Source organism: Arthrobacter sp. Soil764 (assembly GCF_001428075.1).
GTDB lineage: Bacteria > Actinomycetota > Actinomycetes > Actinomycetales > Micrococcaceae > Arthrobacter.
In genome coordinates, this window is sequence record NZ_LMSI01000012.1 from 63,693 (window position 1) to 75,767 (window position 12,075).

Sequence of the window (12,075 nt, forward strand, 5' to 3'; positions counted from 1 at the left end):
TAATTACTCTGCTGCTGCTTCTTCGGCTGCGGGAGCTTCCTCTGCTGCCTCGGCTGCCTCTGCAGCTTCGGTCTCTTCCTCTGTAGCGGTGGCCTCGGAGATATTCACCACGAGAGCCTCTGCGTCGGTCAGGAGAGCGGAACCCTTGGGCAGGACCAGGTCCGAGGCGTGGATGTGCTCGCCGGCGCCACGGCCTTCGATGCTGACGACGACGGACTCGGGCAGGTGCGTTGCCTCAGCCTCGAGGGATACAACGGTCAGTTCCAGGTTGTGAACGGTGCCGGGAGCGGTTTCGCCTTCAACGTGGACCGGAACGTCAACCGTGACCTTCTCGCCCTGGCGAACGGTCAGGAGGTCGATGTGCTCGATGATCTGCTTTACGGGATCGCGCTGGACGTCCTTGACCAGGGCCAGGTGGCCTTCACCGTTGATGTCCAGGGACAGCAGGGCGTTGGCGGTGCGGACGGCCAGGGTGGTGGCCTTCGCCGGCAGGGTGACGTGGATGGGCTCTGCACCGTGGCCGTAGATGACGGCGGGGATCTGGTTGTTCATCCGGGCGCGGCGGGCGTAGCCCTTGCCGAATTCGGTGCGCAGTTCTGCTGCGAGCTTCTGCTCAGACATGGATATCTCCTTGAAAGACTAAACGGTGTTCAGCAAGGGCGGAGGTCTGGTGTGACCTTCAACGCCGGGCGCCGGATGGCGGCCCTTCAAGAAGGCAGTCCTTCAGCTGAAGGACTGTTCAGACCCAGTCGATAACGGAGGCTGTGCCCTCCCTCGCCAAGGTATCGCTGACAATCCTACCAGCGCCGGAACGGAATACTGAAAACGGGTCCTGCCCCGCAGCGGCTGGGCGGCAGCCGCCGGGAGCAGGACCCGTCCGGGTCTGGTGCTTAGGCCTTGCCGTCGAAGAGGCTGGTGACGGAGCCGTCGTCGAACACTTCGCGGATGGCCCTGGCAATCAGCGGTGCGATCGAAAGGACCGTCAGCTGCGGGAACTGCTGCGAGGAATTCAGCGGCAGGGTGTTGGTGACCACTACTTCGCGTGCGCCGGACTCGGAGAGACGGCGCGCGGCCGGATCCGAGAAGACGGCGTGCGTTGCGGCGATGATGACATCCTTGGCGCCGGCGTTCTTCAGGACCGTGACGGCGCCGGAGATGGTTCCGCCGGTATCGATCATGTCATCAATCAGCACGCAGGTGCGTCCCTCGATCTGGCCCACCACGGTCTTGGAGACAGCCTGGTTGGGGACAGTGAGGTCGCGGCTCTTGTGGACGAAAGCGAGGGGCGCGCCGCCCAGCCGCTCAGCCCACTGCTCTGCCACCCGGACGCGGCCGGTGTCCGGGGACACCACGGTGATGTTCTCGGCATCAACGCGGGTACGGATGTAGTCCGCCAGGAGCGGGATGGCCATCAGGTGGTCCACCGGCCCGTCGAAGAAACCCTGGATCTGGGAGGTGTGCAGGTCCACGCTCATGATCCGGTCCGCACCGGCAGTCTTGTAGAGGTCCGCCACCAAGCGGGCGGAGATGGGCTCGCGGCCGCGGCCCTTCTTGTCCTGCCGGGCGTAGGGGTAGAACGGCGAAACCACGGTGATGCGCTTGGCGGAGGCCCGCTTCAGCGAATCGATCATGATCAGCTGTTCCATGAGGTGATTGTTCAGCGGTGCGGGGTGGGCCTGGATCACGAAGGCATCGGTGCCGCGCACGCTCTCGCCGGCCCGGACGTAGATCTCGCCGTTGGCGAAGTCGTAGGCATCGACGGGAAGGAGGTCAGTGCCGAGTTCCTTGGCGATTTCCCGGGCAAGCTCGGGATGGGCCCGCCCAGTGGCGAGCACCAGCTTCTTCTCGCCGTGCGCCGTAATTTCACTCATTGTTACTTGCCCTCTTCTGTAGATGCCGGGGTACTTGAGGAGTCTTTGGTGGCCGCCTGGGCCAGTTCGGCGGAGCGGGTTCCCGGCCGGTGCGCGGGGACCCATCCTTCGGCGTTGCGCTGGGCGGCAACGCTCAGCGCCAGCGCGCCTGCCGGTACGTCCTTGCGGATCACCGCGCCGGCGCCGCTGTAGGCGCCGTCCCCCACGGTGACCGGGGCAACAAAGACGGTATTGGAGCCTGTACGGACGCCCGAGCCGATGACCGTGCGGTGCTTCTTCTCGCCGTCGTAATTGGCTGTGATGTTTCCACAGCCAATGTTGGTGTCCTCGCCGATTTCGGCGTCGCCGGCATAGCCCAGGTGGGACAGCTTGGAGCCGCGGCCGATAGTGACGTTCTTGGTTTCATAGAAGGCGCCGATTTTCCCCTTTTCGCCCAGAACCGTGCCGGGGCGAAGGTACGTGAAGGGGCCGACGGCGGCGCGCGGGCCGATCACGGAGCCGGAACCGTGGGTGCGGATCACCGTGGCGCCCTCACCCACGGTGACGTCGGTCAGGGTGGTGTCGGGGCCCACGACGGCGTCCCTGGCCACGGAGGTGGCGCCGTGCAGCTGGGTGTTGGGCAGGAGGCGGACGTCCTCGTCCAGGGTGACGGAGGAATCGATCCAGGTGGTTGCGGGATCGACGACGGTGACGCCGGCCCGCATCCAGGCTTCCACGGTGCGCCGGTTCAGCTCGGCGCCGAGGGCGGCAAGCTGCACGCGGTCGTTGGCACCCTCCACCTGCCAGCGGTCGGCGGTGACCACGGCAGCCACCCGGCCGCCTGACTCGCGGGCCAGCCCCAGCACGTCCGTGAGGTATTTCTCACCCTGGGCGTTGTCGGTGGTGACCTTGCCCAAGGCCTCGCGGAGCACCGCGGCGTCAAAGGCGTAGATTCCGGAGTTGACCTCCCGGATCAGCCGCTCGGCCCCGGTGGCGTCCTTGTGTTCACGGATGCCGGTAACGGAGCCGTCGTCGCCGCGCAGGATCCGGCCGTAGCCGGTGGCGTCGTCAAGGACTGCCGTCAGGACTGTCACGGCGTTGCCGTCACGTTCGTGGGTGGCCACGAGTTCGGTGAGCAGTTCCCCGGAGAGAAGGGGCACGTCGCCGTAAGTGACCACGACGGTGCCCGCCAGGTCCTGTTCGGCGTGCAGTGCCTGGAGCGCGGCCTCCACGGCACGGCCGGTCCCGGGAACGTCGTCCTGGTCCACGATCACTGCCTGCGGATCCAGGGCGGCGACATGGCTTTCCACCAGGTCGCGTTCGTGGCGCACCACAATGGCCAGCCGCTGCGGGTTGATGCTGCGGGCGGCCCGGAGTGCGTGGCCCACCATGGACAGGCCGCCGATTTCGTGGAGGATTTTCGGTGTCCGCGACTTCATCCGGGTACCGGCGCCTGCTGCCAGAACGATTACAGCGGCCGGGCCGGTATTCTCGGGGATCACGTACGGGCTCTCCTTGCTTGATTGTGCTCACGCTGTGCGGCGTCCGGCGGTCAGCCCGCCGGGCACCGGATGCCATCCTCATGATCGCTTTTGCGCAGCAGTTCCGCCCATAGGATTCGAACCTATACTCCACGGCTCCAAAGGCCGGGGTGCTGCCGTTACACCAGAGCGGACCGTGCCGAAGGACTCGAGGCCCGGGCACAAGTCCCTATTTTGCCATGGGTTCAGGCCGCCGCGCGACACGGGCCATTCCGTTCCTGCCGGCCCGGCGGAATCCCGCCGGCGGCAGTGGGGCATGATGGGAAGGTGAGCAACAACCTTCCACGGATGCGGATGACGGGCCTGCAGCGCCGACGCCAGCTGATCGACGTCGGGCGCGGCCTTTTCGCCGTCCGCGGCCTGGACGGGACCACCATCGAGGAAATCGCTGCCTGCGCCGGAGTGTCCAAGCCGGTCATCTACGAACACTTCGGTTCAAAGGAAGGCCTGTATACCGAAGTGGTGGACTGTGAATTCCACATCCTCCTGGACGCGATCACCGCGGCGCTCACCGAGGAAGCCAAACCCCGCGTCCTCGTCGAACGCGCCGCGCTGGCCCTGCTGACCTATATCGAGGAACGCACCGAGGGCTTCCGGATCCTGATGCGCGACGCTCCCCCGTCCCAGCCGGAGGGCGCCTTCTCCACCCTGCTCTCCCACGTCACCGCCCGCGTGGAACACATCCTCTCCGAGGAGTTCTCCCGCCGCGGCCTCAGCGGCGAGGACGGCGCCATGTACGCCCAAATGCTCGTGGGCATGGTGGCCATGACCGGCCAGTGGTGGCAGGACAGCCGACAGCCGGACAAGCACACCGTCGCCGCGCACCTGGTCAACCTGGCCTGGAACGGCCTGACCGGCCTGAAGAAGGACCCGGAGCTGCAGAGCGAAGGGTGAGCTAAGGTCACCTTCGCAGGCGCTGTGATCACCTTCGCGGCACAGGAGCCCTTCGCCGTCGCTTAGACACAACGCATAGGTGACGCTCCGGTCGCTGGGCGACCTCCACATCACGATGCGCCGCGATGCGCTCCTACGCGAAGGTCTCCTGCGCCGCTCGTGCCGGACCTCACGTTCAGATCGGCGGCCACGCTGGAAGCCGGCGCGACTTTCCGGAGGCGGGCCTTCGGAAAGTCGCGCATCGCGACGTGTCAGGGCTTGAAGGTCGCCCAGCGACCGGAAAGCCCTCTACACGTTGTGTCTAAGCGACGTCGAAGGGCCGGTTCCGGACCCAACCAAGGTGCCTCAGTCGCCGAGGAGTTCGGAGGACTCCAGCCACTCCAGTTCCAGGGTGTCCTTTTCGTCGGCCAGGTCCTTGAGCTGCCTGTTCTGTTCGGCGAGGGCGTCGAAGTCGGACTGCTCCGTGCTCTTGACCATGTCGTCGTGGAGCTTCCTCTCCTGCTGGTCCAGCTTCTTGAGCTGCCGCTCAATCCTGTTGAGGGCCTTGCGGGCGTCCCGCTTCTCGGCTTCGGATGGTCCGGTCCGGCCGGCCGGCTGCTGGCCTTGGCCACCGCTGGTGGCCGGGTTTCCGCCGCCGGTCACGGTGGAACCGGCCAGGGCGGCTTCGCGCAGTTCAAGGTACTGGTCAACGCCGCCGGGCAGTCCGCGGAGCTTGCCGTCGCCGAGCAGCGCCATCTGGTGGTCGGTGACGCGTTCGAGCAGGTAGCGGTCGTGGCTGACCACCACCAGCGTGCCGGGCCAGCCGTCCAGTACGTCCTCGACGGCGGCGAGGGTGTCGGTGTCCAGGTCGTTGGTGGGCTCATCGAGCATCAGCACGTTGGGTTCACCCACCAGGAGGCGCAGGAGCTGCAGGCGGCGCCGTTCACCACCGGACAGGTCCCTGACCGGCGTCCACTGTTTTTCGTTCGTGAAGCCGAGCTGCTCCACCAACTGGCTGGCGCTGAATTCCTTGCCGCCGACGTTGAAGGAACGCTTTTCCCGCTCAATCACCTCAATGACGCGCAGGTCGGCGACGTCGTCGAGCTCCTTGACTTCCTGGGTGAGGACGGCGGTGACCACCGTCTTTCCCCGCTTCAGCTTGCCGGCGTCGGGCGTGATCTCGCCGTTGAGCAGCTTCAGGAGGGTGGTCTTGCCGGCGCCGTTGACGCCCACCAGGCCCAGGCGCTCCCCCGGGGCCAGGCGAAGGGTGATGTTGTCGAAAAGCTTCCGGCCGTCGTCGCTGCCCTGGAAGTTGAGGGATACGTGCTCGAGGTCCAGCACATCCTTGCCCTGGCGCGCCGTGGCCATCCTGCTCAAGGCCATGGAATCACGCGGAGCGGGAACGTCAGCGATGAGCGCGTTGGCCGCCTCGATCCGGAACTTCGGCTTGGCAGTACGGGCCGGAGCGCCCCGGCGAAGCCAGGCGAGCTCCTTCTTGACCAGCTGCTGGCGCTTGCCTTCCACCACGGACGCCATCCGGTCGCGTTCCGCGCGGGCCAGGACGTACGCCGCGTAGCCGCCTTCGAAGGGGTCCACGATCCCGTCGTGCACCTCCCAGGTCTTGGTGCAGACTTCGTCCAGGAACCAGCGGTCGTGGGTGACCACCAGGAAGGCGCCCTGGTTGGCGCGCCAGCGCGTCTTCAGGTGCCGGGCAAGCCAGGCCACACCCTCGACGTCGAGGTGGTTGGTGGGCTCATCCAGCATGATGACGTCGTGGTCCTCGATCAACAGCTTGGCGAGGGCCACGCGCCTCTTCTGGCCGCCGGAGAGGGCGTGGACGTTGGCGTGCCAGTCGACGTCGGACACCAGGCCGCCCATGATTTCGCGGATCTGCGGGTTGCGCGCCCATTCGTAGTCGGCCTGGTCACCCACGATGGCGGCACCCACTGTGAGGTCGCCGTCGAGCACGTCGCTTTGGTCCAGGTACCCCACGTTGACGTCGCCGCGTTTGGTGACCCGGCCGGAATCCGGGGTGGAGCGCAGGGCCAGCAGCCGCATCAGGGTGGACTTGCCGTCACCGTTGCGGCCCACCATGCCGATCCGGTCCCCCTCCTCCAGTCCCAGGGTGATGCCGTCCAGGACGGTGCGGGTTGCGTAGGAAACCGTGAGGTTCTCGCCGCCAAGAAGGTGTGCCAAAGGGAACTGCTTTCTGCTGCCGGACTGTACGTTTTAAAGGAGGGTGTCAGAGATGATGCGCGCGCCCGGGACCGGGCCGTGGACGGGGAGGGCTGTCAGGCCGTAGTGCTGCAGGTCCTCCGCCAGCGCCTCCGCCGCAACGGAGTCATCAGCCAGCAAAGCCACGGTGGGGCCGGAACCGGAAACGATTCCTGCGATGGCCCCATGGGATTCGCCGATTCCCAGCGTATCGCGCAGGGCGGGCGACAATTCAATGGAAGCCCGTTGCAGGTCATTCACCAACACCCGGCTCAACGATTCGGCATCCCCGCCCCGCAGCGCCGTCAGGATCTGCGGATCCACGCTTGTGGGCTCACCCGCATCGACCCCTTCGGACGCCCGCAGCCGGTCCAGTGTCCGGTACACCTCCGGGGTGGACAGGCCATAGTCGGCCACCACCAGCACCCAGTGGGTCTGCGCCTTGGCCAGTGCCGGGGACAGTTCATCGCCGAGGCCCAGGCCGACGGCGGTCCCGCCCAGGAGCGAGAAGGGGACGTCTGCCCCCAGTTCGGACGCCAGGTGAGCCAGTTCCTCCCGTGACAGCCCGCTGTTCCAGAGCGCATCACAGGCCAGGAGCGTGGCGGCGGCGTCGGCGGAGCCGCCGCCCATCCCGCCGGCCACGGGAACCCGCTTGGTGATTTCCAGATGCACGCCCGTGGCGTGCTCGGAGACGTCAGCCATAATGGCTGCCGCCTTATAGGCCAGGTTGTTGCCGTCCAAGGGGATGTCGACGGCGTCGAGGTCCAGAGTGCTTTCCGGGCTGAGGCTGATGGTGATGCCGGGGGCGGCGGTACTGGTCGCTGCCACTTCCTCATAGAGGGACACTGCGAGATAGACGCTGGCAACGGAGTGGTAGCCATCGGGCCGGAGCGGGCCTACGGCCAGGGAGACATTGACTTTGCCGGGCGCCTTGACCCGGACGGTCCTGGCGGCGAACCGCCCTCGGCCTGCCCTTTCAAGTCCCGCGCTCACGGGCGGTTTTCCCTGGCTTCGGCAATCCGGGCGAACGCGGCAATGTCAATGACCTCGCCGCGTGCGGTGGGGTCGACGCCGGCTGCGAGGAGGCAGCGCTCTGCTTCCGGGGCGCCCCCGGCCCAGCCGGCCAGGGCCGCCCGAAGCGTCTTGCGGCGCTGGGCGAACGCAGCATCCACCACGGCGAACACCTGCTCACGCGTGGCGGTGGTTGCCGGCGGTTCGCGGCGGGTGAAGGCCACCAGCCCGGAATGGATTTTCGGGGCCGGCCAAAAAACGTTCATGCCGATCACGCCGGCCTTGCGCATCTGGCTGTACCAGGCGGCCTTGACCGACGGCACTCCGTAGGTTTTGGAGCCCGGGCCGGCGGCCAGCCGGTCAGCCACCTCGTCCTGCACCATCACCAGGCCGTGGCGCAGGCTGGGGAAGTGCTGCAACAGGTGCAGCACCACCGGAACCGCCACGTTGTAGGGCAGGTTGGCCACGAGGGCCGTGGGCTCCACGGGCAGCTCGGTGACCTTCATGGCATCGGCGTGGACCAGGTGGAAGGCGTCGACGGCGGCCGGCCGCCATTCCTGCACGGTTTCCGGAAGCTTTGCTGCAAGGACGGGATCGATTTCGACGGCGACAACTGCCGCTGCCGCGTCAAGCAGCCCCAGGGTGAGGGACCCCAGCCCCGGACCGACTTCGAGCACCGTTTCGTCCGGGCCCACGCCCGCTGCGGCCACAATCCGCCGAATCGTGTTGCCGTCGATCACAAAGTTCTGGCCCAGGGTCTTGGTGGGCCTGATGCCGATTTCCTCTGCCATCCGGCGTATGTCGGAGGCACCGAACAACGGTGCGGGCACGGCGGGGATCGGTTCAGTCACCTAGGTATCCTATCCCGCGCGGCACCCCTGCCCTGCCGGATTAACGGCTGTGGCCGGGCCCGGAGTACCCGGGCCCGGCCACGGCCGTTCAGTATGAGCTTGGGCTGTGGATCAGCTGGTTGCTGCCCAACCGCAGCCCCAGGGCGACAAGCCGCGCTGCGCGTAAACGCGGTTGGCGATGTCGATCTGCTGTGCCTTGGTGGCCAGGCTGGCGTTGGGGGCGTAGGCACCGCCGCCGGCTCCGATCCAGGTGCGGATGTCGAACTGGAGACCGCCGTAGTAGCCGTTGCCGCTGTTAATGCTCCAGTTTCCAGTGGACTCGCACTGGGCAATCTTGTCCCACATGGCTTCATTCATCATGGCCGGTGCTGCCGCTCCGGTGTTTGCGCCGGCAGGTGCCGCAGGTGCGGCCTGCGGAGCAGGCTTGGCCTTGGTGCCGACGGTGATCTTCTCAGTTACGGGCTGCACGGCCACGTTTTCTGAGACCAGGGTGCGGGAAGCTTCGCGGCCGTCCACGAGCACCAGCTTGAAGGTACGCTCAAGCTTGCCGGCAGCGCCCGCCTGGGTCACTTCCTTCTCGCCCTTGAGCATGTCAGCGCTTTCGACGGTAACGGTCTCGAAGGGCACCCCTTCACTGGTGACGGCCGTTTGGCTGGTGTCCACGCGGGACACCTTGATGACCATGTTGTTCACCACGTTGGCGTTGGCCGGCTGCGAGGAGCGGTCGTTGGCGCCGAGGGTCACGCCGGAATCCTCCAGTACCTTGCCAACGGTAAGGGCAGTAGTGGTGGCCGTGTTCACCTTGCCGTCAGCCACGATGCTGACGGTCTTCGGGGTGGAAATCGAAACGTAGGAACCGGCCAGCGAGAGGGTGGCATCCTTGGGGGCCGAAACAGACGAGGCACTGGCGACGCCGAGTTCGGTCACCAGGTCTTCGACATCCTGGGCCGTGGTGTTGACCGTCTTTTCAGCCCCGTCAAGGCTGACCTTGACTTCCTTGGCCTGGTTGATGTTGATGACCGTGCCGTTGTGGACGGTCGCGTCAAGGGAAGGCGATACGCGGTCGCCGGGCTTCAGTTCCAGGTTGGCGGTCTTGACCACCTGTTCCACTGTTCCGCCAAAGGACTGCACGGACGACGCTTTGCCGTCCACGTTGAGCGTGATTGTTTTGTTATTGCCCACGAAGGCTACGAGGCCCGCGACCAGGCCGCAAAGCACCAGCAGCTGGGCACCAACTTTGATATAGCTGAACTTGCCGTCCGATGTGAAGAACTTGATCACGATTGCCCGTAACTCTCGGTCCATCCGGGCACGGGGAAACGCGCAATAAAATGCCCGGAGCAACCTTGAAAAGGACGGTCCGGGCACCAGTGCGCCGCCACACTCCGCACAGCGGCATGGCCGGATTCTGGACAGGCCGGGCCGGCTGCAACTGGAGTGAAATTACCCGTTGGCCTTCCCCGACCCCGGCTAATAGTTACCCACTGTAACCGTAGCGTTATAAAGCAGCCAACATTTCTGCATACCAGATATGCATCTAGCAGCAAACGCCGGAAGGAACCTCAGTCCCAGGATCCGTATGCCCGCACGGTATTTTCGCTGATCGCAGTGCATAGTCCAGCCAGGTCGGAGCCTGTCAATTCTGCCATGCTCCGAACCGTGTACGGGACCATATAGCTGGCGTTCGGACGTCCCCTGTGCGGGTGCGGCGTCAGGAACGGCGCATCCGTTTCCACCATGAGCAGCTCCCGGTCCGCCACGGCGAGCGCAGCGCGCAGGTTCGTGGCATTCCTGAACGTCAGCGTGCCGGCAAAGGACATCCACCAGCCCTGTTCGTTGCAGGTTTTCGCCAGGTCCTCGTCACCGGAGAAGCAGTGGAACACCACCCTGTCCGGGGCCCCCTCTTCCTGGAGCACCCGCACCACGTCGCCGTGAGCGTCCCGGTCGTGGATCTGGAGGGTGAGGTCCAGGCGTTTGGCAATGTCGATGTGCCGGCGGAATGAATACTCCTGGTGGCCCAGTCCCTCACCTTGGGTGCGGTAGAAGTCGAGTCCGGTTTCGCCGATGGCCCGGATCCGGGGATGCGTGGCCAGGCGTTCGATCTCGGCAAGGGCCGTTTCCAGTTCACCGCGGGCCGCATAGTGCGGAGCATCATTGGGATGCAGGGCCACAGCCCCCAGGAGCCGTTCGTCCTGGTCCACCGCCTCTACGGTGAACCGTGAGGATTCCAGGTCGCAGCCCACCTGGACGGCGCCCTGCACCCCCACGGCCGCCGCGGCATCCAGCGCAGCCTTGATCCCTACGGGCCCCTTTCCTTCGGGGAAATCCAAGTGGGTGTGGTTGTCCATGACCGGTACCGGCAGGGGCTCGGGCGCGGGCGGGAAATCCTTCCGGCGCGGGGCGTCAGGGTCCGGAGTCCGCTCGTCGGCGGGTACCCGGTAGGCGGCGGGAATCGAGGAATTGCACATCCACCCACACTATCGGCCGAAGGTACCCCTATATTTCCCGGAACTCTCTGTCAGGCACGGCAGTTGTGTTAGTAGTCTGGAACGAACACACGCGCACGCCCACCAAGGGGCGAAGGCAGGCTTGCTGTCCCGTCCAGGTGAACCCCGGGCTGAAAGGTTGCCGATGGAACCCCACCGACGCACTGCCAACAATGCCGGCGCACCGAACCTGAACCTGGCCGGCGTCGCTGATTCCGTCAGCCACCTGAACGGGCACCGGCCGGCGGCCATGGATTCGGGGTCCTTCCACGCCGCGGCGCAGCGCATCCTCACCACGGTCAACACGGTCATCGACGGCAAATCCGATGCCGCCAAGCTGGCGCTCACAGTCCTGCTCGCGCAGGGCCACCTGCTGGTGGAGGACGTGCCCGGGGTCGGAAAGACCCTGCTCGCAAAGACCCTCGCCCGGACCATCGACTGCACCGTCAACCGCATCCAGTTCACCCCGGACCTGCTGCCCTCCGACGTCACCGGCGTTTCCATCTACAACCAGGCCTCCAGGCTCTTCGAATTCCGGCCGGGTGCGGTCTTCGCGAACATCGTCATCGGCGACGAAATCAACCGGGCATCCGCCAAGACCCAGTCCGCCCTGCTGGAATGCATGGAGGAGCACCAGGTTACGGTGGACGGTACGTCCTACAAGCTGGACGAGCCGTTCATGGTGGTTGCTACCCAGAACCCCATTGAAATGGAAGGCACGTATCCCCTGCCCGAGGCCCAGCGGGACCGGTTCATGGCCCGGATTTCCATGGGCTACCCGGACAAGGCCGCAGAGATCGAAATGCTCGAAACCCATCAGGCGGTCTCGCCGCTGGCCAACGTCTCCCCCGTCGTCACCGCGGCGGACGTGGCGGCGATGACCGCCACCGTCCAGCAGGTCTATGTCTCGGAAGCCGTCAAGGAATACACGGTGTCAGTGGGCAGGGCCACCAGGGAGAGCCCGCTGCTGCGGCTGGGCGCCAGTCCCCGCTCCATGCTGCAGTTGCTGCGCGCCGCAAAGGCCACAGCCGCCCTTGACGGACGCGACTTTGTCCTGCCGGACGATGTGCGGGACGTGGCCGAGTCCGTCCTGGCGCACCGCATCATCCTTGACCGGAAGGCGGCGGGCGCAGGCGAGAGCCCAAACAGCGTGCTGCGGGGCATCCTGTCCCGGCTGCCCGTGCCCCAGGCCCAGAACGGGCAGCCCAACCGGGCCGCGGCCGCCGGCAGCAGGAACCGCTAGGCGCGG

General features: G+C 66.1%; 10 protein-coding genes and 1 tRNA gene. 2 read left to right on the forward strand and 9 right to left on the reverse strand.

Translation table 11 applies throughout. From position 1 onward, the window contains the following. Window positions 1-3: 3 nt before the first annotated feature. The 4 genes from ASG86_RS07885 to ASG86_RS07900 all read right to left on the reverse strand — a co-directional run bounded on the left by ASG86_RS07885 (window position 4) and on the right by ASG86_RS07900 (window position 3,525). On the reverse strand, window positions 4-621 hold the full coding sequence (locus ASG86_RS07885) for a 50S ribosomal protein L25/general stress protein Ctc (RefSeq protein ID WP_056332283.1): 618 nt from the start codon (window positions 619-621) through the stop codon (window positions 4-6). Window positions 622-890: 269 nt separating this feature from the next. After that, a complete protein-coding gene (locus ASG86_RS07890; protein ID WP_056332285.1) occupies window positions 891-1,871 on the reverse strand; it encodes a ribose-phosphate diphosphokinase in 981 nt (326 codons plus the stop codon). Between the two features lie 2 nt (window positions 1,872-1,873). Next, window positions 1,874-3,352: a bifunctional UDP-N-acetylglucosamine diphosphorylase/glucosamine-1-phosphate N-acetyltransferase GlmU gene (glmU, locus tag ASG86_RS07895; protein ID WP_056332286.1), complete on the reverse strand. Its 1,479-nt coding sequence runs from the start codon at window positions 3,350-3,352 to the stop codon at window positions 1,874-1,876. Window positions 3,353-3,453: 101 nt separating this feature from the next. Continuing rightward, window positions 3,454-3,525 (reverse strand) — tRNA-Gln (locus tag ASG86_RS07900). Between the two features lie 133 nt (window positions 3,526-3,658). Here ASG86_RS07900 and ASG86_RS07905 point away from each other — a divergent pair. Continuing rightward, window positions 3,659-4,285 (forward strand): TetR/AcrR family transcriptional regulator, encoded by a 627-nt coding sequence (locus ASG86_RS07905; protein ID WP_056332288.1) that lies wholly within the window; start codon window positions 3,659-3,661, stop codon window positions 4,283-4,285. Between the two features lie 345 nt (window positions 4,286-4,630). Here the strand turns inward: ASG86_RS07905 and ASG86_RS07910 are convergent, their stop codons facing one another. The 5 genes from ASG86_RS07910 to ASG86_RS07930 all read right to left on the reverse strand — a co-directional run bounded on the left by ASG86_RS07910 (window position 4,631) and on the right by ASG86_RS07930 (window position 10,808). Beyond that, complete coding sequence (locus ASG86_RS07910) at window positions 4,631-6,460, reverse strand: ABC-F family ATP-binding cassette domain-containing protein (RefSeq protein WP_056332290.1); 1,830 nt, start codon at window positions 6,458-6,460, stop codon at window positions 4,631-4,633. A gap of 33 nt (window positions 6,461-6,493) precedes the next feature. Further along, complete coding sequence (locus tag ASG86_RS07915; protein ID WP_056332291.1) at window positions 6,494-7,471, reverse strand: 4-(cytidine 5'-diphospho)-2-C-methyl-D-erythritol kinase; 978 nt, start codon at window positions 7,469-7,471, stop codon at window positions 6,494-6,496. Continuing rightward, window positions 7,468-8,340: a 16S rRNA (adenine(1518)-N(6)/adenine(1519)-N(6))-dimethyltransferase RsmA gene (rsmA, locus tag ASG86_RS07920; protein ID WP_056332293.1), complete on the reverse strand. Its 873-nt coding sequence runs from the start codon at window positions 8,338-8,340 to the stop codon at window positions 7,468-7,470. The genes ASG86_RS07915 and rsmA overlap by 4 nt, the downstream gene beginning before the upstream one ends. A 111-nt stretch (window positions 8,341-8,451) precedes the next feature. Continuing rightward, window positions 8,452-9,645, reverse strand: a complete 1,194-nt coding sequence (locus ASG86_RS07925) for a resuscitation-promoting factor (RefSeq protein ID WP_235565134.1) — start codon at window positions 9,643-9,645, stop codon at window positions 8,452-8,454. A gap of 257 nt (window positions 9,646-9,902) precedes the next feature. Next, window positions 9,903-10,808 (reverse strand): TatD family hydrolase, encoded by a 906-nt coding sequence (locus tag ASG86_RS07930; RefSeq protein ID WP_056332298.1) that lies wholly within the window; start codon window positions 10,806-10,808, stop codon window positions 9,903-9,905. Window positions 10,809-10,971: 163 nt separating this feature from the next. Here ASG86_RS07930 and ASG86_RS07935 point away from each other — a divergent pair, with 163 nt between their 5' ends. Then, the gene (locus ASG86_RS07935; RefSeq protein WP_156386147.1) at window positions 10,972-12,069 is read left to right on the forward strand and encodes an AAA family ATPase; all 1,098 of its coding nucleotides are present in this window, start codon (window positions 10,972-10,974) and stop codon (window positions 12,067-12,069) included. Window positions 12,070-12,075 lie beyond the last annotated feature (6 nt).